Here is a 25,983-nt window from a genome sequence, read left to right on the forward strand (position 1 = left end):
TATAGTTATATTACATTTATGAATAAAAAAGACGAATTGATAAATATAGCTACGAAGCTATTTTCTGAGAAAGGGTATAGTAATACTCCTTTATCTAAAATATGCCAAAAGGCTAACATTTCTAAAGGTTTAATATATCATCATTATACATCTAAAGATGATTTACTAAGAGAAGTATATAAAAAATCAATAAATGATGTTACTCAACTAATTGATAATAAAAATAAAAACTTGTCAGTAAATGAAGAGATCAAAGAGTTTTTAGAATTCTTTTTCACACAATTAACAACTAAGAAAATATTGTTTCAGTTCGATTTAAATGTAATCATTCAACCGCAAACAAAAAACGTTTTACACGATTTAATTAAAGAGAAATCAATACTTACTTTAAGATTAGTAAATAAAGTATTTAAAAAATTAGACTCTAAAAATTCGATGTTACTAAGCAATGTATTTATAACAGAATTAGAAGGTGTTTTGTTAGGATACATAATTTCAGGCGAAAGCTACCCTTTATCGGATATGAAAGATTCTTTGATAAAAAAATATATGAGTCTTTAAACAAAAAATCCCCTAGAAAGCTTCAATTATGAAGCATGTGGTAATGGTGTTGGCTTAAAAGTATAAGACCAACACCTACTCCACCGGCATTGCTTCCCTTTATAAGTTAATAAGACTTAAAGATTTTTAAAAGCTTTAATTGATTGAAATACAGATAATTTAATAAAATATTAAATGGATATTAATAAAAAAGATTTATTAGAAGAAGTTGCAAATCGCACACGAATTTATGAAGGTGTTGAGGGTGTTAGAACTATACTTCGTACCATCCATACTTACTCACCTATTGGAGCTAAAGATGTTTCAAAACACACTAATATTCCCATTCCAATAATATCAGCCGTTAGAAGAGAGCTAGAGCGTAATAACATTTTAAATCGTAAAAATGGTATGGTCCTTTCGGAGGAAGGTATTAATTATGTGCATAATATCTTAAAATTTGGAAAGAACTTAGAGCTTACAAAACATGAGATTCTCTCTCCTAATTTTGTTGTACCTAAAAGTTTGAATTCCATTTTAACAGAAATGAAAAACTACGTTAAAATGGCTCCTAAATATAATGCAACAATCGATCAAACACCATGTACAGCTGAAACTGCTATACGCAGAGCTTTATTAATGTTTGTTCAAGGAGCGATTGATGGAAAACGAATAGCATTAATTGGTGATGATGATTTAATCTCTATAGCTCTATGTTTAGTTGCAAAGTATTTAGGTAGTATCAGGTCAATTGAACTCACCGTATTTGACATTGATTCTCGATTTATCGATTTTATAAAATCAATTACCTACAAAAACAATTTTCCAATTACATGTATAAAACATGATATGCGAATGCCAATACCAAAAAAATTCTTGCATAAGTTTGATGTTATTGAAACTGACCCCCCTTATTCTTTAAAAGGAGCTTTTTTATTTTTATCTAGAAGCTTAGAACTATTAATTCAGGCGCCAGAAAAATGTATTATTTTTTCATTTGCCCATTGGCCTTCAGATAAAAAGATCAAGCTAGAAAAAATGTTTAATGAACTTGGCATGAGTGTTGAAAATCAACATAGAAGCTTTAATATATATCAAGGAGCAAGTATTCTAGGATCAACAGGAACATTATTTGAGTTACGCACTTCATCAAAAGTTAATTTAGCTTTAAAAAACAAAATTTTCACAGATTCAATTTACACATTTGAACAACCTAAAAAAAACACTCATGCTAAATAAACCCAACGGATATCACTATTTATGTGAATTATTTGATTGTGACATGTCTAAATTAGACGATCATGATTTCTTAAGAAAAACATTTCTTGATTCTGTGAAAAATACTTCTCTTGTTGTTCTTCATGATTATTTTTATAAATTCTCCCCTCAGGGCGTAACTGGGTTCTTATTATTATCAACCTCTCACATATCTGTACATACATGGCCAGAACATAATTATATTGCATTTGATGTATTTAGCTGTGGTAATCATAAAGACACTTTGCTAGCTGTTGAAAATATTGTTTCCACTATAGGTGGGCTAAGTAAATCAATTCAACTTGTTGAACGTGGCTATAAAATCTAAATTAACCCTTTATTATTATACATCCACCACAAATGCAAACTACTGATTAACAAAAAAATAAAACTTATCTGTCTATTATAAAATTTGTTTTATATTTGCACCGACTGAACAGACAGTCAGTATAATTAAAATTTTAGTTTATGGACAAAAGAGATCAAATAATAGAAATCGCAACAGTATTATTTTCAGAAAGAGGATATGAGAATACTCCAATATCTGTTATCTGTGAAAAAGCAAATGTTTCTAAAGGTTTGGTATCTCATCATTTTAAATCTAAAGATGGACTACTTAGAGAAATTTTTATGAAATCAACAAATGAGATTATAAGGATTAATGAATCTAAAGAAGACAATCTATCTGCAAAAGAGCAATTAAATGAATTATTAGAATCCTTCTTTAAAGGCTTACAAACTAATAAGTTAGCATTTCAATTTGATCTGAATGTAATGATGCAACCTAGAACAAAAGAGATTTTAAAAGATTTAATTCAAGAGAGATCAGAATTCATTTTTAGTTCAACAAAGAAAATTTTTGATGAATTAAATCCACAAGAATCACACTTACTAAGTTATATGTTTATTGCAGAACTAGACGGAGTAGCATTAAGTTTTTTAGGTACAAGGGATGAATATCCTTTATTAGATATTAAAAAATATTTAATAGAAAAGTACATGAATTTATAATTAGAAAAAAATGACAAGGCATAAAATTTTAAGATACAACCCACTAGAATCTTTTATTTGCGAGGCTTGTGGCAAAGGTGTTTCACCTTTAGAACATGGTGGTAAGCATAGAAATCACTGTCCACATTGTTTACATAGTTTACATTTAGATATAACTCCTGGTGATAGAAGAGCAAGTTGTAGAGGTATTATGGAACCAATAAGCATGTATGTACAAAAGAAGAGTAGAGAATCATCAATCGTACATAGATGCACACAGTGTAAAACAATTAGAGTTAACAGAATAGCTTCAGATGATAATGAATTATTATTATTTACTATAGCAACAGAACCATTATTATCATTGCCATTCGCTACAAAAACAATCATCTCAACTTTACATCAATTAAGTCGAGAAAAAGGCAAAGAAAATGAATACACATAAAGAAAAACATCGTGTTGTTTTAAAACAACACGATACATATAAAATAAAAATCGGGACACAAATTAAAAACGCAAAATTAAAAGGTAGTTTTTATAATAGAGCTAACAGGAGTAGCGATTTTCCACATGTAGGTGACTGGGTAAATATTTCGATAAACAATGATTTGATTTTAATTGAGGAAATAGAAAAACGAAAAACTCAATTAAGCAGAAAAACATCGGGAGTTATAACAGAGGAACAAGTATTAGCAGCTAATATTGATTATGTAATAATAGTGTTGGGTTTAGATAGAAAAAGAAACTATTCAGACCGTTTATTAGAAAGGTATATGGTACTAGCTTGGAATAGTGGAGCAACACCGATTGTTTTATTAAACAAAGCAGATCTTAATGATAAGGCAGAAATAATTCAATATCAATTAGAAAGTGTAGCACCCGGTGCAGAGTTTATCATTAGTAGTACAAAAGACAATTACGGTATTTCTAACATCTATGATAAATTAACTGGTGGTAAGACGGCTGTTTTCATTGGACCTTCAGGTGTAGGAAAATCAACAATTTCTAATACTTTACTCAAAAACCAAATTCAGAGAATTGGAGATGTGCGCTCTAACAACAATGGAGGTAAACATACAACTTCATCTTCAAAAATGTTAGAATTAGAAAATGGAGGGTTTATTATTGATTCACCTGGTCTAAGAGAAATCCAATTATGGGCAGAAGAAGAAAGTTTAGACAATGTATTTGATGAAATAGCTATTACTGCCGATCAATGTAAATATAAAAATTGCTCACATCAAGGAGAACCCGGTTGTGCAGTTCAGAATAATATGAATACAGGGTATATTTCTCCTGAACGTTATGATAGCTATTTAAGTCTCAAAAAAGAATTAGACTTTTTAGAAAGAAGAAAAAAAGAAAAAGGTTGGAATAGCGAAAGACAATATGATAAGAATGTTACTAAGTACAGAAAATCTGTTATGCAGAAAAAAGTAGTTTATTAGACTATTAATTATGAGAAGAAATCAATTAAGATTTCTTCTCATATAATTTCTTATATTATTGAACTTAGGTATTAACAACACTTTCTACAGAATCGTTTTCTTAAAAAAAACTTATTCCTTTTGTAAATATTCATTAGCCTCATACCCTCAAAAAAGAAGCTACTAAAATTGAAAAAATACAATAACATTGTAAACAACCTCAATTCTGCATTAGACTTTTTAGAAGCAGAAACAGAAGATATTTTAATAAAAGCTGAAGAAGGAATCAAAATAACCAAAAGAGCTTTAATGCACGTTCGTAAAGATGTTATTAAACGTTCTTTTAAAACACAAGAAGACGAAATCTACTTCTTTAAGAATATCAAACCCCAAATTTATAGCAAATTAATTTACTATGTAAAACTCTTTAACATTGAGAATAAACGACCACGTTCTAGTAATAAATCACAAATAAAATATTTTAACAATCAAATAGATAGACTACAAAACTATTTTAATGATCATTTAGAATTTTACAGATATTATCGGAGAAACGCTACTACTTTCGATGAACAATACTTCTTAAGAGGTAAAGAAAATATAAGATTGCATCCAGATACTTTTCACTTTTTTACAGACGAGCAATTTTCTACAAGTCACGATAGTACTGTAGCTACCATTTTAGCATACGATATGTTAATTGTCTATCTAAAAAAACAAACTGACAAGTTAGAAAACAGTAATCTTTCAGAAATCAATGATCCAATGAATTGTAAAAACTCAAAACTATTTTGGACAGCAAACAAAACAGATTTAATTGAGCTCATTTATGCTCTAGACAGTATTGGTGCCATTAATAGTGGTGCTGCTGATATAAAAAGAATGGCTACCGCTTGCGAACAAATTTTTAATATCGAATTAGGGGATTATTATAGAACCTATTTAGAAATTCGCTCAAGAAAAATCAACCAAACAAAATTTATAGATAAACTCAAGGAATCATTAACAGAAAGGATGCGAAACGCAGATGAATAATACCCAACTTGGGTCTTTTGAAGTCAATAGAAATATTCATAAAATTTAATAGCTTTTAACAATTAACACATTATAATACAACAACAAACCAAAACATTGTAACCTGTTAAAAATGAACGCATAAAATCACCCACCTTGGGTATGACTTGTGAATAAATTACTACAATTTAACTCAGATTTGTAAAACGAAAGTCAAATCAACTCAAAGAAGCTGCTTTGAACTTAATTAGGTTCTACAGCTTCTTTATTAAAAACAGTTTTACAAATGCCAACATCAATTATTACAACAGACGATTTAAGAGAATTCAAACAAGAATTATTAGGAGAAATTAAAGAACTAATCAATTCAAAAACTACACTTAAACCAAAAAAATGGTTAAAATCTACAGAAGTTAGAGAACTATTAAGTATTTCTCCAGGAACATTACAAAACCTAAGAATTAACGGTACACTTCCCTACTCAAAAGTCGGTGGAGTTATTTATTACGATTATGAGGAGATCCTAAAAGTTATAGAAGAAAACAAAATCCATAACAAATTCTAGTTTTTAAACGACATCAGATTCGCATTTGAGTATAGACCTTTAAAGTCGACCTATTTTGCTTTTAGTAGAATTCAAGGTTATGGAGTACAGGAGAATCCAAAGAGCTTGCCGTCTGGATTCGAATACGGAATAAAACGTAGAATTCAATTAAAAGGAAAAGTTAGTCTTGATTTTTGAATACTTTTTATCAAGAAAAAGTATTAACACAAAAAAAGTTATTCAATAATAAATGCCTGAAGTAAACTACATAACTCACCTCAACACAGTATTCGAAGAGTTCTTAAAAGACAATCGATTAAACCCAACACACATAAGTTTATATATGGCCTTATTCCAAGTGTGGAATAGCACTCGGTTTCCTGAAGAGTTTTTTGTTATTCGTGATGAGGTAATGCAACAATCTAAAATTGGTTCAAAATCAACCTATCATAGATGCTTAAAAGATTTAGATAAATATGGATATATAGAATATCAACCATCACACAATCCATATCGAGGTAGTAAAATCAAGTTAACCAAAAATTGGACAAGCTCTGGACAAGTACTGTACCAACACAGTCCCAAAATCGGGACAAGCAGTGGACAAGCATTGGTACCTAAATATAAACATAATAAAACAGTATTAAACAATATAAACAGTCAAAACAAGAATTTTAAAAATTCAGATAAAAAAGATTTTGAAAACCAATACAAACAAAAAACAACTGTCCCAAATATGGACAACCTCAAGGTAAGTAACGATAAAAATTATAACGAACCACTATGATATCCGGAACCATAATCCGGAGGTCTATAAATTGGAGCGCAGGATTCATAACTCCAAGGTCGAATAATAAATAAAAATGAATATTAGAACACCACATATCATAATAGAAGGAGGTATCGAATACCAATTAGGAGAACTAAAACAAGATCACATTCATTATGATTTCAAAAAGATATTAGAATACCTAGAGGTAAAAGGAAAGTTATTATTTGGTGATAAGTTCAAACTCTATTCAGAAGATGAGGTAATACTCTTTACACTTTGTATTTATTTTATCGAAGATAAAGACTATGCTAAAAAGTTAAATATCGATTTACAAAAAGGGATTCTCTTAACGGGTCCAGTAGGTTGTGGAAAAACATCATTGATGAAATTACTAAGACATATTGTACCACATAAAAAGAGTTATAAAATTATTCCTTGTCGTAATACAGTATTTAGTTTTAATCATTTAGGCTACAAGACTATTGAAGATTATGGTAATGATAAATTCTATTGTTTTGATGATTTAGGTGTAGAACCTTCTGGTCGTCATTATGGGAAAGATTGTAATGTCATGGGAGAAGTGCTTTTATCTCGTTACGATTTATTTTTAAAATATAAAATCAAAACACATTGCACAACCAACCTCAACGCAAAAGAATTAGAAGAACGGTATGGTAATCGAGTTCGTTCACGTATGCGTCAGCTCTTCAATTTGATAGCTTTTGATAAAGAAAGTAAAGACAAAAGATTATAACTCTAATATTAAAATTCAAAATACGGTAATCCGTATTAAAAAAGATTAAATTTTCTTACATTTATGTCATTGAAAAAGTGTGAGAGAAAAAGAATTAATGAAAGTCCCCTATTCATCTATAAATTCTTCCTTTATGTAAATGATCCCTCACTATATTATATATAGTCATTTATGAGCATAATAGAAAATAATGCTAACAAAAAAATAGAGTTCAACTTCTTTAATGAAATTAAAGAAAGTAAAACTTATGCTCAATTGTTTCCTAATCGTGAAATAGGATTAGCTATCATTTATTTATATGAGCAAATTACAGAAGACAACTTCATAGATAAGCAGTTTACTGAAAAAGATATTCATAATGCTTTCGTTAAAATTTTTAAACCACAAATTAGGCATCAAACTGAAGATTACAGTGGCTATATTTATGAGCTACAAGAATACTTTTTAGATTATGACCAAGAAACACAGAAATATGTGTTTAAAGATTATGCATATAAATTTTGTGAACATGCAAAAACCACTCTTGAAGGAGCTTTCAGTCCTACTAAAATAAAAGTACTCTGTAACGATATTATTTCTTTATTAAAAATGGTTAAAGATGATGATATTGAAAGTTTACAAAATTGGTTAGAAATTCATTATAAAAACTTTGAGCCTAAATTAAGGGAGCAAATAGATTTTCTTGAAAAACAAATTGCGAATTCGGTTGAACAATTAAAAAAAGACTCTGATTTTTCCGAACTAAAGTTTATAGATGTACTAAGAGGTGTTGAGAATAGTTTAGATAATGCTAAAGAACAAAACAAAGAGTTGAGGTCTGCTTATGAACAAACAAAGGTTATCAGAACACTTTTAGAAAAAAGAAGAATTGATAATCCATATATCAATGATTTAATATCAGATGTAAATTCCTTTATCAGTTACACAAATATTCGTCTTAATACTATTGATAAAAAATTAGAGAGAATACAACCAAGGATTAGGCAATTATTTACTGCTTTAAATAGACCAAGGTTTAATTCAAAAGTTCAAAAATTTACGAGATATGTTCTAGATAATAGTACCATCGAATATATAGAAGGTAGAAAAGAAATTATTTTCCCAAATCAGCTTCAAGCCCCCAAAATTCATTTGGATGTACCAAGCTTTACAATCCTAAAAAAAGATATTGAGCTTTTTCCTTCTAAACCTCGTAAGGTTCAGATATACAAGCAAAACAATAGCTTGATGAAAAAGAACCAAGAAAAAGTAGAAAGCAAAATATCTCAACAGAAAAAAGTAATGGATTGGGAAACATTTATTCTATCAGAAATTGAGCTAGGACAAAAAGTAAACTTAAGTCAAATGTTTTTCAAAATATTAAATACTGAAGATGATGTGCAAGTGGCTATTTCTGCTTTGTATAATGTTATTAGAACTGTGCGGAACAATAACAAAATATCTGTATTGATGAATAATGAATTAGAAAAAAACAGCAAATTTAAAGACATTACATTATGGAAGATGGAAGTACAAAAGAGACAATAGATAGCTTTCTATACAATAAAGAAACAAAACAACTCTTTGCTAAAATTGACTATAAGCTAAAAGATGGAGTTCATATTCAACAATACGGTAGGCAACTAGAGTTGTACAATTATATTGTTGAAAATGAAGAAAGCTTGAAACTTTATTATAAAGAACTATTTGATGTTAGTTTGTCTTCTGGTGGTGAATATCCAGATAAATATTATTATCTCGATTTTGATGACCCAAATAGTAGAGGCAACATTAGTAAAAACCATAGGCATTATCTAAAGAACGAACATATTATAATAGGTTTCATCGTTAATGAGATAATAAATATCCATAGAGAAGTTGATTTAAATTCGGTTTCTGAATTGAAGAAAAAAATACGTATTGACTATGATGATATTAAACCAGGCTTATATCGATTGATAGGTAAATCAAAAAATATTAACCCTGGGAAATTAAATGATAATGCTATTGATAGTACAGTTAAGTCAGCTTTAAATGAATTTAATAAAATTGGTTGGATAAAATTAAACGATGATGAATTTGAACTTTTACCTGCTTTTGATAGGTTGGTAACATTTTATGAAAAAGAAATTCTATCTATAGATGAAATACTTAAGGAATTAAAATGAAAAAGTACCCAAAAATAAAAAGGTTGTCTACTCTAAATATTATTCATCATCAAAGGTTTGATTATGAGTTTAATTCTTTTAGAACAGATTTTGTTGGCGAAGGAGGTTCTGGGAAAAGTTTAGTTTCAGATTTACTACAATTAATCTTTGTTGGAACAAGTTCTTTTCATTCACCTACACAAAGTGCGGATGATAGGTTACCAAAAACAATGGTGTTAAAAACTGATGGCAGAGGAACAGATTTTGGTTATGCTTTTTTAAATATTGAAATAGAAAAAAATCAATATGTAGTTATAGGAATATATTTAGAAAGCACAGGTGCATATCAAATGTTTATAATTCAAAATGCGAATGATTTTTCTGAACAAACTAAATTAATTCCTTTTAGCAAGTTAGTAAGTGTTAATGATTTTATTGATAATGATAATACATTACCCATTGAACAATTAAAAGAGCATATTTTTAACACTTTAGGCTACACATGTACTTCTTGGGCAACCACAAAGATGTATCACAAAATACTTTGCAACAACGAGAATAATATTATTCCAGTAGATGTTTCAAAAAACGAAAAAGTACTAAAAAATTATTCTAAAATAATTCAAGCCTTTTCAAGAGAATCATTAGATATTTCTAAAAGTGATAAATTAAAAAATTTCTTATTTGGTGATGAGGCAGAAAACAGATTTGAAAGGTTGTTTAAAGAAGCTGTTAAAGATTTAAGTTCAGATGTTGAGAAGTTCAAAGACAATTCCAACGAAATTGAAATGCTCAACAACAAGCACAATGATTTAGTTGAATTATTAGCTAAAAAAGATGAAAAGGAGAGTTTTGAAAAAGAGTTCTTATTAGCTGAATATACTTATCTAAAGAGGGAATTAATTTCTGGAAAAAAAGAGATTACCAATGCTATCAGTAGTTTTTATAGAAGTGAATCTAATCTTTCATTTTTGGCGACGTTAGCCAAAGCAAAAATTGATGAACTCAATAAAAGTATTGAAGGGATAGAAACGGAATTTAAAACAGCCTTTAAACTTCAAGAAGATTTAAAAATAAAAAATGGAGTAATTGTTAAATTCCATAGCTGGATGAAACAATTAAATTGTAGTAAAGATGATATCTTAAATAAGTACATATCTTACCATAAATCAAAAGATAAAATTGATAAGATTAATGTCTTAAAACAAGAGTTAAAGACAAGAGAATTATTTCCTTTTTTTAGTAGTAAAACTTGGGATAAAGGCATTATACTTAAACTGCAAAAAGAAAAGGAAGAAATAAGCGAAGAGATATCTAGCAAAGAAAAATTGAATAGAATCAATGATATCGAGAATAAAAAGTCTTTAGCATATTGGGCTTTAAATTTAGATAGAGAATTATCTATTGAAGAAGAAAGTATTCTTCATAAATATCAAAATGAAAATCTTATAGTAGAAGAACCAAGCAATATTAACCACAGATATATCCCTACACCTAAAGAATTAATAGAGAACTTTAGTGTTTATAAAAAAACTGAAAATGGGTTTTGGTTAAACCTAAACGGAATAAAAGAGTTTGTTCCATTAATTCAAAAGCGAGATAGAGTTTTTAATACTTTGGAAAAAGAAGAGATTATAGAGTTTTTTAAGAATGAAAGTATAAGTCTGAATGCTGATATTGAAAAATTAAAATCTAAAAAGGTAAAATTAATTGAACTTCAAGGAGTCTTTGAAAACCTAGATAATCCAAAGGAATATGTTGAAGCTTGGAACTCTAAAAATGATTATGATGATTTAGATAATTATGATTTTTATAGTCTTGAACTAAAAGAACTTGATGAGTATGCTTCACTATTTGAAAAATCAACAAAGATGTCAGATGATTTTATAGATGCGAAGAAAAAATATAGTGAAATAGATACTAGAAGAACCAAATTAAATACCTTAAAAAATAATCTTGAAACACAACTAGAAGACTTACCTAAAGTTATACATCCTGAAAATCTAAATGAATTAGAAAAAAAGTACAAATACAAAAAAGAGGTTATTAATAATAGTAAACAAATATTAGACACTTTATCTAATTCTAAAGGTAATTATTACAAAACATTTCAAGCCTTTTTACAAGAGCAAAGAAAACATATTAATCCAACAGAATTACTAAAAGAATTAGATGAGAGAATATCTCACTTTGAAGGAAAGGCAAAGGAACTTTCAAACAAATATTTTACAATCTTTGAAAAAGATATTAATGAAGTTGAATACTCTAAAGAAGAGTTAAATGAATCCATAATTAAAGAATTACAAGACGAATTTGATAATAAGAAGAATTCCTTTTTAGGTTTTTACAATACAGTCGCAGGAAGATATATGGAAAATAATTATTCTCGATATGAAAATACAGGTGACTTTATTGGATTATGCGAAGAAATTTTATCTTCAGAGATATTTAATGATGGTGAAACTTTAGATAAAGATATTATTGAAAAAATCAATAAACGATTAAAGGACATTAATATTAAAAATCAAGAGCTAAATGGAAGAAAACTTCAAAGATTAAATACTATAATAGATGAGGTAAATGCAGAGGTAAGTAATCAATTAGATTATATTAGAAGAGTTAGGCAGTTCTTACGTGATGATGATAAAGTTATTACAGGTAATCATAAAGCTCATTTAAGAGATGAAATAAATAAATCTTATCCAAGAGAATGGATGCAGGATTTTATTGATAAAATTAATGAGGAATCAGCTTTAGGTATTGGAAATAATCTTTTAGACGACCTAAAAGAATTCAGTAAAGGATTAGAAAGCTTTGTTTCATTAGAAGAGAAAATGATTGAAGCATTTCATAGATGTGGAGGTCCAAAAAATATAAAACCATCATATAAGCAATTATTAAACCCTAAATCATATTATGACTTAAGCTTTACTATTGAGTCTAATAAAGGTAAAAATGCCGGAAGTACAAGTCAAACTTACTCTGCTATAGCATTGCTTTGTATTGCAAGATTATCATTGATTGAAAACGAAAAATCAAGTTCTAAAAAAATTAGACCAGGTGTTCGTTTTATGCCTATAGATGAAGCAGAAGGTTTAGGAAGTAATTTCGATATGCTATATGAAATAGCAAAAAGTAATGACTATCAGTTATTATCACTCTCTATATCGCCAAATAAAGTGAGTACAACCAATCAAAACATATACTTACTTCAAAATAATTTGGAAGAAGATAGAAAAGTAAATTACCCACCTATTCCTGTATTTATAGATTCTAATTAAATATAACATTTGTGATTTTGAGAGACATAGAATGGAGATACCTTAAAGGATTAAATCAATTATACGAAAAGAAGAAAACTCGTTTAAAAATATTGAATGATGATTTTATATATCAAGTTTTATATAGACAAAAAAAGTTGATGAAATATCAAGTTGGGAATCATGACATTCTTGTTCCAACGTTAAGATATAATACTTTTTATGAGCAACATTTTAAAGAGGTTTTTGAATACTATAATATTTTTTTTGATCTATCAGGAATAGATAATAATGCTCATAAAAGATATGATAAATCAGATTTGGAATCATTAATTTTTATATTCAATAATAAAGAGAAGTTAAGCAAAAACCTAACTACAGAATATACTTTTTCGAATAGAGTTTTCAAAAGAAAAGGTGCTAAATATTTATCAAATAAACCAGGCTTAAAGAAAGATGTTTTAAAACTTTTGGAGATTGATGAATTTCCAGAAAAAGACCCAAGGAATAATTTATGGCGAATAGTAGTAGATTGTACAAATCCTAAAGTCATAGTTATTTGTGAAAATATTGCTTGCTTGAAAGTACCTATTGAGTATAAAAAAAGAGGAATTGAATTATGGTATGTAGGTGGCAATAATACGAAACCATTATTAGATTTACCTCTAGAGAAATTAACTCACCCTGTATTTTATTTTTGTGATTGGGATTACCACGGATTAAAAATATTTTCAAGAATAAAAAATATATTTAAATCTAAAAAAGCAGAAATAGGTTTATTAGAACCAAAAGATTTAAACGATACATTACCTGTAAATTCACCTCATCATAATAGTAAATGGAAAAGGGAGAAGTTATCTAGTTTAAATGAAGAAGATTTTACAGATACTCAAATAGAAATAATAAATAACTTAATAGATAACAATGAATGGGTTGAAGAAGAATCAATGGATTTGATAGCTTTATTAAAAAACAAAGGAATTTCCTAGTTGAAATTAGAGCGTTAATCCGCTAATTTTTATTTTAAAAATACTGTGAATAAGAACAAAATAATTTTACATTAATGACTTTTACTTTTATAGACCAAATACTTAATAATTACACTATTGATTTAGAAATCTTAAGAAGAGACACTAATCTTAATAGTATTTCATTACTGCAACATAAAGGTGTATTTCACTTTGATGAAACTTTTTTTGGCAATCAAAATAGTCAAGCCGAAAGTGTCAAGTTCAATGATTTTTTATCCCAAGCAAAAGCAAATAATTCTTCTTTGGTTATTACACCAGAGTATTCTTGTCCTTGGACTAGCATAACACATGTTTTAGATGATTACAATAGAGCGCCTAACAACAATAAATTATGGGTACTAGGATGTGAATCTATAACACCTTCTGAAGTTACAGAGTTTCAAGAAAATTATAATGGTAAAAATAATATAGAAGTAATATTCAATGATCATATTGACAATGCCCCAGGCGGAGTGTTATTAGACCCATGCTTATATATTTTTAAGGCTAATAATCCAGAAGAGCAAGAAAAATTGATAGTTCTTATTCAGTTTAAAACACAGCATATGGGTGTTTGGAACAATAATTTAGAACAGCAAAAAATTATTCCAGGAGAACATTTATACATTCTTCGTAATTCAGAAGATTCAATTAATCTAGCGACAGTAATTTGTTCTGATGCAATGGTTTTTGATGGAACGAATATTTTCCCTAATTCACCTGGTTTTTGGGATACAAGGCCATTTATAATTCTTAGTATTCAAATGAATCCACAACCTAGTCACAGAGTTTTTCGAACTTTCAGACGTAATATTTTAGAGAGGTCTAATAAGGATGTTATATCTTTAAATTGGAGTTCTGAAGGTAGTGCAACCGGTATACCTAATTTTTTTAGTCAATATTGTAAATCTAATATTTCAATTACAACTGAGCATATTGTTAATAATAGTTTTCTAGAGGAAAAGCGAATTGATGACAACCACAAAAAAGGGCTCTATTATGTTTATATGAAACCAAATAGGCATAATTTTTATTTTACCCCAGAGATTGAATTTTTCTATTTAAGAATCCGTAAACCAGCAGTAGGCTTAGCGCCAGTACCAGCAAACAGACGAAGAGGACCTGAATTAGAAGAAATTTTTAGTTATGATAAACAATTAGAAACTTTTTTACCAGTCCCAAATACTAGCGATGGTTTTCAGAAATTCATTAACGGAATTCAAATTCAGAGTCAGAATCTAAATGATCCTGATTTAAGTATGTTATATAAAGAACGTTTGATAACAATAACCTCTGGAGAACTATCAAAAGTTCAAACTGGTTCAAATTGGCATACAGTTAATAAGCTTAAAAGCTTTTTGCTTGACGATACAGAAGCTATTAGAAGATTTATGGTAACATTTGATTCAGAAGGAAAAGATTACCGTACTTCCCAAATTGGAAAAGTGGAAGACCTTAACCTTAATGTATTGAAAAACCCTAATCTTTTTCCCGATATAATCGCTTCGTTTAAGAATAACTGTAAAGAGGTTATGTTCTTAAATAGAGGTACAATTAATTATAACTATAATTTAGTTAGTAACGACAATCAAATTGCTACTGTTGCATTTATTGGTCTTTCCACAAAAGCTGAAGCACAACAAATGTTGCATAAACTAACTAAATTGTTTCCTGTTGAAGATTTGGGCAATAAGAGAATTGTAGTGTGGTATAAACCCAATATGATTGCGAATAATTATGATAATGAAGCTACTGATGTACCAAACTATACTAAAGTAGATCAGTCTAAACTTACCTCAATAACTAAATAATGAAAATAGAAAATATTAATAAAATACTTCCTTCAAATTTCACCATTACAAATTATAGTGAGAGTAGAAAACAATTATATGTTAATCAAAAATTTAGAGAGAATATAGTTGCTAAATATATCTTTGATATTGATTACGAGAACCAAGATATTAATCTCAATGAGTTTCAAGAGAAATATTTAGCAAAAGATTATTTCAACTCAGAAGGAAACCTTCAATGGAATTATTATCTAATATTTCTAAGAGACTCTATTTCAGTCAAGATTAAAAAAGAGATAGAAAAAGACGAAACTTATGCTAGAAAATTTGTTTTTACCTTAGATGAACTACAACGTTATTTAAGTTATGAGAAGGCAATTTCAGCAGCAGAAGAAAATATAGTTGAAAAGTGGAAAGCGCAATTAACTGAGGCAGACTTACAAGAAGTATTCAGTAATGAAAATTATGTTGATGCTATTCCTCGTTATCTTAATGATAATACTAAAGAATTAAAACAGCTTCAACCAATAGATTCTAGACCAGATGAGACACAAGATTTTATTTTAGATGAAGTTTCATCTTTAAGTTTAAATAACGATTATCGTGATTTTCCTGTAAAACGAAATTTTAGATTTGGAAAAGTTAATTTAATAACTGGTCCTAATGGTGTTGGAAAAACATCACTCATGGAAGCTATTGAGTTACTAATTACAGGAAATAATGTTAGAAATGAAAACAATTTTCCTGAATCTGGTGCGATAAAAGCAAAGTATGAAGTTAATCTAGATGAGTTAGAAGATTCTTATAATAATTCTATTCCAAAATTTAAAGCTAGAAACTATTATTGGTATAATACACGTTACAATCAACGTGGGTCAAATACACTTCACCATAGTTTTAACCGCTATAATTTTTATAATAGTGATAGTGCTTATCATTTGTCTAACAATACGAACGGTAGTGATTTGATTGCATACCTTTCTGCCATAGCCTTAGGGACTGAATTTGGTGCAATTAGAGAGCGAATAATAAAATTTAAAGACAGGTTTTCTAAACAATTGAATAATTTTAATGATGATTGTAATCGTGAGATAGAAATAAAGAAAAATGCACTTACTCAAAAGGAAAAGCTAAAACAGATTTCTAACCCAGATAAAGTATTTCAGGAATATTTAGCTGAAGCTAAACAACTGAAATGGATTGGTTTTATTCCCAAAACTATAAATGATAAACCTGAGAAGTTTGAACAAGATTACAGAAATGCATTTTCATTACTTAACTCAATAGTACACTCAAGTGTTGCTAAAGAGTCTGATGTTTCAAAGAAAATAGGTAGGCTAGAAACTTTAAAACTTGATTTACAAAGCCTAACGTTTAAGAAAAAAGAGTTAACTAAGAGCATTAGTGGATATCACAAAAATATAGAAAATAATGAGGCAAATGTTAAGCTAATTGACAATGCTCTTGTTTATTTAATGAACCCTAAATCTTTTAGAATTGAAACTGTTGATGAAGATTTTAAATTACTTGAGAAGAAAATTAGCAAAATAGAAATGTTTTTAAAAGAAATTGAAGATCTAGATATTAGTAGAATTATTACTAGCGACTTAACACTTCAAGAATTTAGTGAAAGTAAAAAAAATATTTTAGCTATAAAAACTTCAGAGTTAAAACGAAGTAAAGAGCAGCTTAAAATCTTAAAAAGCACCTTAGACAAAATCAACGCTTTGATAGTAGATATAAAATATTACGGAAAAGAGTACATTGAAGCAAAAGAACATTTAGATGCTTGTCCATTGTGTGAAACACCTCACACTAAGTCAGAGTTAATAGCCAAAGTACAAACTGAATATGAAGATAAAGAAGGTGTAAAAAACATTGAAACATTTAATAAAAATATAAGAGAACTTGAAGATGAAATATCAAAAATTCAACTTGAATTAAATCAATCAAAAAAATATGAGGAATTACTCAACAGTTATTATACTGAGGATCAGTTGAAAGTTAAAATATCAGAATTACAACCCTTAATAGATATAGAAAAATCCCAATTTAATTCTTTGAAAAAAGAATTAAATAAATTAACAACCTTGATTTTAGAATTGAAGTTAGAAGGATTCGATTTAGAGAATTTCCTTAAACTTAAAACAGAAATATCATCCAAATATCCAATTTTAGAATTTAAAGCAACAAATAAAATTGCTTTTGAAACCCAGAAGAGTGACACTCAAAGAATAATCGATAGTGATAAAGAAGAAATTAAAGTAATAAAAGAAGAAATATCTAAATTAGATCTAAAAGTTAATGAACTATTAGGTGATAATTTTAGTAGAGATAGGTATAATGAAGAAATTGAATTTCAAACAAAGGAATATCAATCCTATTTGGAATATTTTAAAAAATTAAAAAATTACATCAATTTTAAAGAAGATGATTTTATTATTGAAATGAGACATAGTCTAGAGCGATTGAATAAAACATTTTCAATATTTAAAGAACAAAAAATTAAATTTGAAGAACTTACTTTAGCTAATAAATTAATTAAATCCGCAGAAAGTAAAATTGAAAAAATATTACCAAAAATCGAAAGAGCAAAATCAGCTTTAAAGGTTCTCAATAAGATTATTGTTGAAGATAGTGAGGAAAAGGTTTTAGATAGTTTTTTTAAAAAAAACGAAAATGAAATAAGTGAAATTTTTACAAGCATCCACTCACCAAAAGAATTTTCTAAACTATCAATTAACTCAGGTAATATAGTTTTACACAAAAAAAATACTAATGCTATAGTGCCTATATCTCAGATTAGTACTGGTCAGAGAAGTGCCTTAGCTCTTTCAATTTTCCTGGCATTAAATAAGAAACTTTCTAAAGGACCAAACTTGATAATTTTTGATGACCCAGTAACATATACTGATGATCTAAACATTCTTTCGTTTTTAGATTATTTAAGAAGTATAGTAATCAATGAATCAAGACAAGTAATATTCGCTACTGCAAGTAATAAAATAGCGAAGCTTTTTGAGAAAAAATTCTCTTTTTTAAATACTGATTTTAAGAAATTTGAGCTCTCACGAAGTGAAAATTAGTATAAAATTTCACCCAAAGCTAAGTTACATAATGGGTAGTTATGGTACTCTTCCACAAGTTCCAGGTAGCCATAACTCCATTATGTAAAATAGCCGCTTTATCCACGCACAATTCAGAACTAAAAAGAAAGTGTAGAACTCTCAACCTTTTCCTCTTTTTCCCCACCACCCTTTTAGCGGTGTAAGTTCCAGCAATTTTTAAAAGTATTTCAATATGCCTGCGGTATGTTCATTTCATTCGTTCCTCATTACAATCACAAACCTCAACACCGCGCATAAAAAAAGAACGTTGCACACAACGCTCTTTATTTATCTTTTCCTTGCTTACTTTCAAAAATCACTTCCACTTACGACACTCTGCCCCGGAATAAAACTCTAGTTATTTTAAAAAGAAAAAAGGAAAAACAAAGCCAAGGTAAACACTATCGTGTTTGATAAACCTGCTTTGTCTTTCCTTTTTTATAGTTTTTCGTTTCTCTTTTGAAAAAATTAAGGTTTTAATTGTTTCACTATCCACCGAAGAAGTAAAGACACAATAAAACTAACTACTGCACCAATTGAAGCCATTACAATAGTAAACAGAATATCATCCCAACTCACATTTAAAAATGTGGATAATAATGTACCTCCAACTATTCCAGACTTTGTGTTATGGTCCATTAACAGCATCTTTTGGTGCTTCTTTTTTAGGTTTGTCAACATCTTTAACAACTGCTTGACTTACAGCTGTAGCGACAGTTCCCGCAACAGTCATATAGGTAGCAACAGTAACTACAATTGCTGGCATTGTTACAGGAGCAGCTATAATGGCACCACCTGCAGTAGCTAATGCAATTCCAATATTGCGTAATAATTTGAAAAACTTCGGTGTAGGTTTTTTATAACGTTCTACTAAATTCATAATTCACAGATTTAATGGTTATATAAATAGATTCTTTTCGGTCTTTAGCTTGATATACCAAAGACAATAATTTTTGCATTGCATCTCTAGAATGCAATCCCTTACCAATACCAGTCAAATACGTTACAGGAGCTATACAACCTTCTAAATCTCGTTGTGCATCATTTGCAGGATGTATCAAAATAAAGCTTCTATCTGCTACATTCTTAAGAATTAAATGATGTTTAAACTTCCTTGAAAAACGTGGTTGTATTTCATACCTTCCTTCAGAAATACAAGAAATATTTCTTTGGTTGTTTCTCCAGGGCAATTCAATGGTTTGGCATAAATACTTACCAGAGCTAAAGAGAGTACCATTTGTACCCTCTTTAAAATAGGCTCTATGTAAGGTCAATTCCATAATTACGGAGTATCTACAATAGCAACCGCTAAAGCATTGTAAGAACCGTTCTTAAGGTCATACATTTGTCCGTTTACCTCTTGATAAAACTTAACACCCACCACTTGTACAACTGGTAAAGTAGAGTTTGCAGACAACGAAGCTGTTAAAGCAATCGGTGCAGTATCTGCTGAGGTTAATGGTAAAATAGCAGTCTCATCATTTTGGAAAGAAGAAGATTCACTTGCAAAATCTAATTCTGCAGCTCCCATCACAATTTGAAAATGTGTAGTTCCAGCTGGAGCAGCAATTCTTACCGTTGGAGAAAATGCAGCTAAGTTTAATGTAGCATCACCAGAAACACGGTCAAAAGCATTCGTATATGCAGCAAACAACGTAGTAGCTAACTTACCATTCAAATTAAACTCAAAGCTTTCTAACAAGCTTAAATCCCCATCTTGAATAGTTCGTAAACCACGCTCATTAGTAGTATCAGCTTTTACAACTGCTACTAAATCTTTGGTTAATCTACTTGTTACACGTTTGTCTTTTGCATTTTGCAATAAAATACGAATAGCATTTCTCAATAGCTTTCCACCTTTACCAGCTCTTCCAAATTCAGAACCATTTTCACGCGTTCTCTGAAACGCTGGATCATTTGCAATACGATTTGCATCAACACCTCCTTTAGCTCTTGCTAAGTGTCCGTCAGAACTTTTATAAAAGGAAATATCTCCAATAGTTCCTTTTAGTTTAATAATACCTGTTTGTCTTGCCATAATTATTCATTTTTTGATTAATATTATCAAATCACGTAACTTTATGGTACAGAATAAAAAATGACGTTCCGTTTTCTGTTTTCTATTCCGATACAACCCAAAATGTCATTAAAATATTGATAACACTATCGTGTTGTCAACATTTTAACAACGCATCATCACCATAGATAAAGATGCTTTTTATTTTAAGTATAGTTTAAGCATACATAAAGTATTATGAACCGAAAAAGAGCTTGCATATACCCAAAAGATATTCAGCGTATTACTGGACGAAGTGAACGTTATGGACGTAAGTTATTACAAGACATTAAAAACTTCTTTGGAAAAGAATCTTATCAGTTTATTACTATCAAAGAATTTGCAGAATATAGTGGTATAGAAGAAGAAATAATAAAGCAATACATTGCTTAAACAATCATTTTATTTACCATATTTTGTATTGATTTAGTGAGTGTAAATCCGTATCTTTACTATAACAAACGAGACATAATTGTCGGCTTTTCTATTCAATTAAAAAGGTAGTTAATCGGATAGTTAAATTCTTTGAAATTCAGAAAGCCTTTATAATACTAAGATTTAGGAAGCAGGTTTGAATCCTGCCGAGGTCACAAAAACCCTGTTAGATTTCTAACAGGGTTTTATTTTTTATAATATTTCCTACTCAAAACATACTACATAAAAATCAAATTGATTTTTTTAAATTACTTCTAATAGAAGAGTATTATTCTTTCTTAAACCAGCTTAAGTTGTAACAATAGTCATAATAATACCTTTGATTTTATAAAATAAAAATCATGAAACAAAGACTAAACATTCAAAAATTAGAGCCAAATTCTTACAAAGCTATTTTAGAAATTTTTAAATATCTTGAAACAACATCCCTCTCAAAAGACATTAAAAATCTTATAAAAATAAGAAGCTCTCAAATTAATTCTTGTGCTTATTGTATAGAAATGCATACTTCGGAGGCTCTAAAAAATGGAGAAAAACAAAACAGAATTTTTGCTTTAAGCGCTTGGAAAGAATCTCCTTTATTTTCTAAAAAAGAAAAAGCCTTGTTAGCTGCTACTGATGAAATAACACAAGTAAGTAATAATGGATTATCAGAAAACACCTTTCAGGAACTTAAGGAACACTTTACCGATAATGAAATAGCACAAATTATTATACAAATAGGAGAAATTAATATTTGGAATCGTATTGCAGTATCTACACTAATGTTTCATCAATCATCATAATGGTTTGTTATAAGATTAATAAATAAAGTCTTATCTAAATTTTCAATAAAGCTATTCTTTTTGAGTAGCTTTATTACCTTTCATTATGTCCTTTACCTTGGAACATTTTAGGTATGGACTTTTCTATTCTTGACAAACGTGTTTTTGATTGTTTAGCTTTAGAAAAATACAGTAAGTAACTTCTTTGTCTTCCTGGTGTTAAGCCTTCGAAAGCTTTTTGTAAATCTGAGTTTTCTTTTAGGGTTTCTTTAAACTCACTTACCATTTCAAATTCTGAAGTTTTCTTAGTTTCCACCTTTAAACCTGCTTTTTCAACTGCTATCGCTTCAAAAATATATTCTTTAATCGTTTTTGCTATAACAACTATTTCTTCTGGCTTTGTAAACCTAATTTGACGAGCAGATTGTACATTTTCTGTTTGTTGAATTAAAACCTCGTTTGTATCTTTTAACAATGCGCCTTTATGAAAAAGTAGTGCACAATAATCTTTAAAACCATGAATCAATACAATATTTTTTCCTTGAAAGGTGTAACAAGGATGCATCCATTTAAAATCTTCTTCAAGACCACAGTCCAAGCAAATTTGTCGTAACAGCTTTGTTTCTTCTTTCCAGTTTTTTATTTTTTCTATGTATTTATCTACTTTCTCCATTACAACTTTTTGTGTTCTTTTTTAATATGCAGCTTCAACAGAAACTTTGCTTAAAGTTATTGATTTTTTAAGTATAACTTAAAAAGGTGTAACGATATAAACTTCGTTACACTTTTTTCCAATTAGTGGTTAGACGTTTCGTCTGCTTTTACTTCACCTTTTAAGCTCATTTCCATTCCATGATCATATTGACAACATCCTGGTAAGTTTCCATAAGCTTCTTCATTTCCTGCTACCTTATCAGTATCATATCCTGAAGCTGCAATAGCATTATGAATTGCATCTACATTTGTTTTAGAACCATCAAACGATACATTAACTTGTTTTCTTACTTTATCCCAATCTGCTGACGCTACTCCATCAATACCATTTACTGCCTTTTCAATTGTATTTTTACACATTCCACAATTACCTCTTACTCCAAAAGTTGTAGTAGTCATCGCTACTTCTTGAGTTGTTGTTTGCTCTGTTTGTGCTTCTTTTGTTTCGGCTTCGTTTTTAGCTTCATTTTTACAACTTACTAAACCAATTGTAGCCAACATAGCTACTCCTAAGATTACTTTTTTCATTTTGAATTGATATTTAATTATTAATTATTTCTTTTACTTCACCACATTTTAGCATACCCTCACCAAAATATGGATTTAACACTTGTTTCTCTTTACTTAACCAATAAGCTCCTTTATCACTATCTGCCATAGGACAGTATTGCTTATAGGTAACCTCACTTATCCCGAAAGATTGAACTGCCATAATAAAATGCTCTGATAATACTTTAAAATATTTTCGTTGTATAGCAACATCAGTTGTCTTTGTAATTTCTTCATTACTTGATTTTAATGCAGGAACTAATTGCATCCACTGTTTATGAGCTTCTTCATTCGTTAACAACTTCATATCAACCGATGTTAAGGCTTTTTGTAGGTTGCCTGCACTTATTTTTGCTGCATTTGCATCAGTTTTTACCAAAGCATCTTTTAAGACAATGTAGGCTTTATAAGCTTTTTGCAATTGCTCTTTAAACTTTTTTGATGTACTAAAAGATTCCATAATCTCTTTTGTATGATTCATCATTGATTTCTTTCCCTGAAGTTGTGCTGATGCATCAATTGTGAACACACCATTCGTAACAATCTCTTCTCCTGACTTCAACCCTTTCTCTACTAAATAGCTCTCTCCTGCTCTTCTTCCTAATACCACTTCTCGCATTTCAAAAACTGGTTTACTTGCGTCAGGCTTTATATATACAACTGAACGTTTTCCTGTCCATAAAACTGCTGTAGCTGGAATACTCAATTGTTGTTCTGTTTGCTTTTCTGTAGCTTCCACCTTTCCTATAACAAACATAGCTGGCTTAAACCTTCCTTTGCTATTGTTAAGAACAGCACGTATAGTTACCGTACGAGTTTCTTGATTTAACACAGGGTCGATAAACGAAACTTTTGCTTTAAAAGTTTCGTTAGGATATGCATTTGTAGTAATTGATATATTTTGACCTACTTTAAAATTACTGATTTGATTCTCATATACATCAAAGTTCGCCCATACTGAACTCAGATTTGTTATTTTTAATAAGGCCTGTCCTTGACTTACATAATCTCCTTGTTCTACTAATTTTTCTGATACTGTACCAGAAACTGTAGCATACACAGGAAAGTTTTCTTTGACTTTCCCTGTTTTTTCAATTTGATTAATTTGGTTTTCAGACAGCTTCCACAATTTTAGCTTATTTCTAACTGCTTTATACAATGCTGGCTGATTTTCTTTTACTGACGCTGCTGTTAATAATTCTTGCTGTGCTTTTACCAATTCAGGAGAATATACTGTTGCCAACAACTGGCCTTTTCTTATTTCTTCTCCTGTAAAGTTCACATTTAAACGTTCTATTCTTCCTGCAAAATAACTTACTTGTACTGCATTTGACTTTTCGTTTTCTGCTATTTTTCCTGATAGTGTAATTGTATTATCAGCACTTATAGCATTGCCAATCACAGTTGTTTGTACATTTGCTAATGCCAACGCATTTTTAGTTAATTTAAACTGGTTTACTGCTAACCCTTCTGCTCCAGCTTCCGCTGGAATTAAATCCATTCCACAAATAGGACAATCTCTCGGTTCTGGTTGCATAATTTGTGGGTGCATAGAACAGGTCCACATTTTACCTTTTTCTGCTGTAGTATGGTCATGAGCTGCCTCACTTTTTGAAGAACCTCCACCAAAAAGTAGCCATCCTAAGAATACCCCAGCAATTAAAATTACTATGTATATTATATATTTTTTCATCTGTTTACTTTATTAAATAATTAATAGTGACACTTTGTGTATAATAAGCTACTTCTGACATTATCATATTCGTTTGAAACTTCAATTGTAATTCTTGAACATCTAACACATCGTTAAAATCTATGGTTCCTGTCTCGTAACTTTTTACCAAAATTTGCTCTGCATTTTTAGCTTGCTCTAAATTTTTAAGTTGTGTTTGATAACTTATTACAGATGCTTTTCTATCTGAAACTGCTCTGTATAATACAGACTCCAGCATATTATATCGTTGTTCCTTTTGCGATAAAATTTCCTCTTGCTGTAACTTATTTTGCTTGCTTATAGATTTATTTTTCTTATTAAAAATGGGAATTGATAACGACACCATAGGCATTACAATATCTTTTCCATTATCTACCACGTTCATATCTGTACGTTTACCAACATTCACATAATCAAGTCCAAAACCAATCATTGGTTGTTTATCTTTTTGGTTTAAGAATTCAGACTTTTCTACAGAAGTATACAACTTGTCAAACTTCACCAACTCTGGATGCAACTTTAAAGTACTTGGTTGTATTTTATCCGTTTCTTTAGAAATATGCAAACTATCAACCACTGAAATTGATGTATTAACATCTTGATTCAGTAGTTTATTAAATGCTTTTTGCATTCCTAAAAAAGTTTCTTGTAACACTTCTTTTTGTTGTGCTAACTCGTTTTGTCTTATTTGTAACCTTAACACATCTACTGCGGAAGCTTTTCCCACTTCAACAGAAGTTAACGCTAACTTTTCATACGTTTCAAGTAACGCAATATTTTCGTCTAATACTTTTTGTTTTGCTTTAACCTCATAAAGCCTGTAATACGACTGTGCTACTGATGTTGCTAGTTTACGTTTTACAACTACGATATCCTGATAAGCTGCATCAGCTAATGAAGACACATAGTTTTCTCGTGCTGTTATGGTTCCGAAAAAAGGAATCATTTGCTTTACAGAAAGTTTAAATTGCTGCGGACCTGTACGTGTTTCTGGTGTACTTACGAAATAACCCGCTCCAAATTCAGTATTGGGTAGTGTATTTACCTCCTCCTTCTTTTCTGAAATACGCTTGTACTTTGTATCGAACTGCTGTACTTCTGGATTATTTTCTAAGGCAATGTTTATATATTCCTGTAGATCTTGTCCTTGCATTTTAAAT

At 29.5% G+C, this 25,983-nt stretch carries 26 protein-coding genes; 18 read left to right on the forward strand and 8 right to left on the reverse strand.

Translation table 11 applies throughout. The features are described from left to right. The first annotated feature begins 18 nt into the window (after window positions 1–18). The 16 genes from ABMY20_RS01140 to ABMY20_RS01215 all read left to right on the forward strand — a co-directional run bounded on the left by ABMY20_RS01140 (window position 19) and on the right by ABMY20_RS01215 (window position 18,570). A complete protein-coding gene (locus tag ABMY20_RS01140) occupies window positions 19–561 on the forward strand; it encodes a TetR/AcrR family transcriptional regulator (protein ID WP_349264417.1) in 543 nt (180 codons plus the stop codon). Between the two features lie 174 nt (window positions 562–735). Then, window positions 736–1,779 (forward strand): bis-aminopropyl spermidine synthase family protein, encoded by a 1,044-nt coding sequence (locus ABMY20_RS01145; RefSeq protein WP_349264418.1) that lies wholly within the window; start codon window positions 736–738, stop codon window positions 1,777–1,779. Further along, window positions 1,769–2,125: an adenosylmethionine decarboxylase gene (gene speD, locus ABMY20_RS01150; RefSeq protein ID WP_349264419.1), complete on the forward strand. Its 357-nt coding sequence runs from the start codon at window positions 1,769–1,771 to the stop codon at window positions 2,123–2,125. Before ABMY20_RS01145 ends, speD begins: the two co-directional genes overlap by 11 nt. Window positions 2,126–2,265: 140 nt before the next feature. Beyond that, window positions 2,266–2,808: a TetR/AcrR family transcriptional regulator gene (locus tag ABMY20_RS01155; RefSeq protein ID WP_349264420.1), complete on the forward strand. Its 543-nt coding sequence runs from the start codon at window positions 2,266–2,268 to the stop codon at window positions 2,806–2,808. 10 nt (window positions 2,809–2,818) lie between these two features. Continuing rightward, window positions 2,819–3,232, forward strand: coding sequence for an RNHCP domain-containing protein (locus ABMY20_RS01160; protein WP_159613168.1), 414 nt, complete (start codon window positions 2,819–2,821; stop codon window positions 3,230–3,232). Continuing rightward, window positions 3,219–4,235 (forward strand): ribosome small subunit-dependent GTPase A, encoded by a 1,017-nt coding sequence (gene rsgA, locus ABMY20_RS01165; RefSeq protein ID WP_349264421.1) that lies wholly within the window; start codon window positions 3,219–3,221, stop codon window positions 4,233–4,235. Before ABMY20_RS01160 ends, rsgA begins: the two co-directional genes overlap by 14 nt. Window positions 4,236–4,403: 168 nt before the next feature. Continuing rightward, complete coding sequence (locus ABMY20_RS01170; protein WP_349264422.1) at window positions 4,404–5,249, forward strand: RteC domain-containing protein; 846 nt, start codon at window positions 4,404–4,406, stop codon at window positions 5,247–5,249. Window positions 5,250–5,514: 265 nt separating this feature from the next. After that, entirely contained in the window at window positions 5,515–5,793 is a 279-nt protein-coding gene (locus ABMY20_RS01175; protein ID WP_349264423.1) for a helix-turn-helix domain-containing protein, read from the forward strand. A gap of 229 nt (window positions 5,794–6,022) precedes the next feature. Then, window positions 6,023–6,559, forward strand: a complete 537-nt coding sequence (locus ABMY20_RS01180; protein WP_349264424.1) for a hypothetical protein — start codon at window positions 6,023–6,025, stop codon at window positions 6,557–6,559. A gap of 76 nt (window positions 6,560–6,635) precedes the next feature. Beyond that, window positions 6,636–7,298, forward strand: coding sequence for an ATPase (locus ABMY20_RS01185; protein ID WP_349264425.1), 663 nt, complete (start codon window positions 6,636–6,638; stop codon window positions 7,296–7,298). A 171-nt stretch (window positions 7,299–7,469) separates the two neighbouring features. Further along, window positions 7,470–8,825, forward strand: coding sequence for a hypothetical protein (locus tag ABMY20_RS01190; RefSeq protein WP_349264426.1), 1,356 nt, complete (start codon window positions 7,470–7,472; stop codon window positions 8,823–8,825). Then, window positions 8,795–9,445: a hypothetical protein gene (locus tag ABMY20_RS01195; protein WP_349264427.1), complete on the forward strand. Its 651-nt coding sequence runs from the start codon at window positions 8,795–8,797 to the stop codon at window positions 9,443–9,445. Before ABMY20_RS01190 ends, ABMY20_RS01195 begins: the two co-directional genes overlap by 31 nt. Next, on the forward strand, window positions 9,442–12,705 hold the full coding sequence (locus ABMY20_RS01200; RefSeq protein ID WP_349264428.1) for a DNA repair protein Rad50: 3,264 nt from the start codon (window positions 9,442–9,444) through the stop codon (window positions 12,703–12,705). Before ABMY20_RS01195 ends, ABMY20_RS01200 begins: the two co-directional genes overlap by 4 nt. A gap of 11 nt (window positions 12,706–12,716) precedes the next feature. Then, window positions 12,717–13,673: a hypothetical protein gene (locus ABMY20_RS01205; protein WP_349264429.1), complete on the forward strand. Its 957-nt coding sequence runs from the start codon at window positions 12,717–12,719 to the stop codon at window positions 13,671–13,673. A 74-nt stretch (window positions 13,674–13,747) separates the two neighbouring features. Continuing rightward, window positions 13,748–15,505, forward strand: a complete 1,758-nt coding sequence (locus tag ABMY20_RS01210; RefSeq protein WP_349264430.1) for a hypothetical protein — start codon at window positions 13,748–13,750, stop codon at window positions 15,503–15,505. Further along, window positions 15,505–18,570 carry a hypothetical protein gene (locus ABMY20_RS01215; protein WP_349264431.1) on the forward strand — a complete coding sequence of 1,022 codons (3,066 nt, stop codon included), beginning with the start codon at window positions 15,505–15,507 and terminating at the stop codon, window positions 18,568–18,570. The genes ABMY20_RS01210 and ABMY20_RS01215 overlap by 1 nt, the downstream gene beginning before the upstream one ends. 489 nt (window positions 18,571–19,059) lie before the next feature. Here the strand turns inward: ABMY20_RS01215 and ABMY20_RS01220 are convergent, their stop codons facing one another. Genes ABMY20_RS01220 through ABMY20_RS01235 form a run of 4 tightly spaced genes read right to left on the reverse strand, consistent with a single transcriptional unit; the run spans window position 19,060 to window position 20,629 of the window. Continuing rightward, window positions 19,060–19,230, reverse strand: a complete 171-nt coding sequence (locus ABMY20_RS01220) for a hypothetical protein (RefSeq protein ID WP_349264432.1) — start codon at window positions 19,228–19,230, stop codon at window positions 19,060–19,062. Then, a complete protein-coding gene (locus ABMY20_RS01225; RefSeq protein ID WP_349264433.1) occupies window positions 19,220–19,471 on the reverse strand; it encodes a hypothetical protein in 252 nt (83 codons plus the stop codon). The genes ABMY20_RS01220 and ABMY20_RS01225 overlap by 11 nt, the downstream gene beginning before the upstream one ends. Next, window positions 19,449–19,871 (reverse strand): DUF5675 family protein, encoded by a 423-nt coding sequence (locus tag ABMY20_RS01230; RefSeq protein WP_349264434.1) that lies wholly within the window; start codon window positions 19,869–19,871, stop codon window positions 19,449–19,451. The genes ABMY20_RS01225 and ABMY20_RS01230 overlap by 23 nt, the downstream gene beginning before the upstream one ends. A gap of 2 nt (window positions 19,872–19,873) precedes the next feature. After that, complete coding sequence (locus tag ABMY20_RS01235; protein WP_349264435.1) at window positions 19,874–20,629, reverse strand: hypothetical protein; 756 nt, start codon at window positions 20,627–20,629, stop codon at window positions 19,874–19,876. A gap of 216 nt (window positions 20,630–20,845) precedes the next feature. Here ABMY20_RS01235 and ABMY20_RS01240 point away from each other — a divergent pair, with 216 nt between their 5' ends. Both ABMY20_RS01240 and ABMY20_RS01245 read left to right on the forward strand, forming a co-directional pair. Continuing rightward, the gene (locus ABMY20_RS01240) at window positions 20,846–21,040 is read left to right on the forward strand and encodes a hypothetical protein (protein WP_349264436.1); all 195 of its coding nucleotides are present in this window, start codon (window positions 20,846–20,848) and stop codon (window positions 21,038–21,040) included. A 383-nt stretch (window positions 21,041–21,423) separates the two neighbouring features. Continuing rightward, on the forward strand, window positions 21,424–21,867 hold the full coding sequence (locus ABMY20_RS01245) for a carboxymuconolactone decarboxylase family protein (protein WP_047788419.1): 444 nt from the start codon (window positions 21,424–21,426) through the stop codon (window positions 21,865–21,867). 73 nt (window positions 21,868–21,940) lie between these two features. On the opposite strand, the gene ABMY20_RS01250 is transcribed toward ABMY20_RS01245, so the two are convergent. The 4 genes from ABMY20_RS01250 to ABMY20_RS01265 form a co-directional block, all read right to left on the reverse strand. After that, window positions 21,941–22,519, reverse strand: a complete 579-nt coding sequence (locus ABMY20_RS01250) for a DUF1801 domain-containing protein (RefSeq protein WP_073181564.1) — start codon at window positions 22,517–22,519, stop codon at window positions 21,941–21,943. A 122-nt stretch (window positions 22,520–22,641) separates the two neighbouring features. Continuing rightward, the gene (locus ABMY20_RS01255) at window positions 22,642–23,088 is read right to left on the reverse strand and encodes a heavy-metal-associated domain-containing protein (protein WP_349264437.1); all 447 of its coding nucleotides are present in this window, start codon (window positions 23,086–23,088) and stop codon (window positions 22,642–22,644) included. Between the two features lie 13 nt (window positions 23,089–23,101). Then, entirely contained in the window at window positions 23,102–24,802 is a 1,701-nt protein-coding gene (locus tag ABMY20_RS01260; protein WP_349264438.1) for an efflux RND transporter periplasmic adaptor subunit, read from the reverse strand. Between the two features lie 4 nt (window positions 24,803–24,806). Next, window positions 24,807–25,976 (reverse strand): TolC family protein, encoded by a 1,170-nt coding sequence (locus tag ABMY20_RS01265; protein ID WP_349264439.1) that lies wholly within the window; start codon window positions 25,974–25,976, stop codon window positions 24,807–24,809. Window positions 25,977–25,983 lie beyond the last annotated feature (7 nt).

Source organism: Tenacibaculum sp. SSH1-16, from assembly GCF_040104435.1.
GTDB lineage: Bacteria > Bacteroidota > Bacteroidia > Flavobacteriales > Flavobacteriaceae > Polaribacter > Polaribacter mesophilus.

Coding starts and splice junctions, on each gene's coding strand:
- ABMY20_RS01240 (WP_349264436.1), top strand. CDS start 20,846: ATGAACCGAAAAAGAGCTTGCATATACCCAAAAGATATTCAGCGTATT.
- speD (WP_349264419.1), top strand. CDS start 1,769: ATGCTAAATAAACCCAACGGATATCACTATTTATGTGAATTATTTGAT.
- ABMY20_RS01190 (WP_349264426.1), top strand. CDS start 7,470: ATGAGCATAATAGAAAATAATGCTAACAAAAAAATAGAGTTCAACTTC.
- ABMY20_RS01195 (WP_349264427.1), top strand. CDS start 8,795: ATGGAAGATGGAAGTACAAAAGAGACAATAGATAGCTTTCTATACAAT.
- ABMY20_RS01215 (WP_349264431.1), top strand. CDS start 15,505: ATGAAAATAGAAAATATTAATAAAATACTTCCTTCAAATTTCACCATT.
- ABMY20_RS01140 (WP_349264417.1), top strand. CDS start 19: ATGAATAAAAAAGACGAATTGATAAATATAGCTACGAAGCTATTTTCT.
- ABMY20_RS01220 (WP_349264432.1), bottom strand. CDS start 19,230: ATGGACCATAACACAAAGTCTGGAATAGTTGGAGGTACATTATTATCC.
- ABMY20_RS01185 (WP_349264425.1), top strand. CDS start 6,636: ATGAATATTAGAACACCACATATCATAATAGAAGGAGGTATCGAATAC.
- ABMY20_RS01155 (WP_349264420.1), top strand. CDS start 2,266: ATGGACAAAAGAGATCAAATAATAGAAATCGCAACAGTATTATTTTCA.
- ABMY20_RS01245 (WP_047788419.1), top strand. CDS start 21,424: ATGAAACAAAGACTAAACATTCAAAAATTAGAGCCAAATTCTTACAAA.
- ABMY20_RS01210 (WP_349264430.1), top strand. CDS start 13,748: ATGACTTTTACTTTTATAGACCAAATACTTAATAATTACACTATTGAT.
- ABMY20_RS01255 (WP_349264437.1), bottom strand. CDS start 23,088: ATGAAAAAAGTAATCTTAGGAGTAGCTATGTTGGCTACAATTGGTTTA.
- ABMY20_RS01180 (WP_349264424.1), top strand. CDS start 6,023: ATGCCTGAAGTAAACTACATAACTCACCTCAACACAGTATTCGAAGAG.
- ABMY20_RS01230 (WP_349264434.1), bottom strand. CDS start 19,871: ATGGAATTGACCTTACATAGAGCCTATTTTAAAGAGGGTACAAATGGT.
- ABMY20_RS01225 (WP_349264433.1), bottom strand. CDS start 19,471: ATGAATTTAGTAGAACGTTATAAAAAACCTACACCGAAGTTTTTCAAA.
- ABMY20_RS01265 (WP_349264439.1), bottom strand. CDS start 25,976: ATGCAAGGACAAGATCTACAGGAATATATAAACATTGCCTTAGAAAAT.
- ABMY20_RS01250 (WP_073181564.1), bottom strand. CDS start 22,519: ATGGAGAAAGTAGATAAATACATAGAAAAAATAAAAAACTGGAAAGAA.
- ABMY20_RS01235 (WP_349264435.1), bottom strand. CDS start 20,629: ATGGCAAGACAAACAGGTATTATTAAACTAAAAGGAACTATTGGAGAT.
- ABMY20_RS01200 (WP_349264428.1), top strand. CDS start 9,442: ATGAAAAAGTACCCAAAAATAAAAAGGTTGTCTACTCTAAATATTATT.
- ABMY20_RS01160 (WP_159613168.1), top strand. CDS start 2,819: ATGACAAGGCATAAAATTTTAAGATACAACCCACTAGAATCTTTTATT.
- ABMY20_RS01145 (WP_349264418.1), top strand. CDS start 736: ATGGATATTAATAAAAAAGATTTATTAGAAGAAGTTGCAAATCGCACA.
- ABMY20_RS01175 (WP_349264423.1), top strand. CDS start 5,515: ATGCCAACATCAATTATTACAACAGACGATTTAAGAGAATTCAAACAA.
- ABMY20_RS01260 (WP_349264438.1), bottom strand. CDS start 24,802: ATGAAAAAATATATAATATACATAGTAATTTTAATTGCTGGGGTATTC.
- rsgA (WP_349264421.1), top strand. CDS start 3,219: ATGAATACACATAAAGAAAAACATCGTGTTGTTTTAAAACAACACGAT.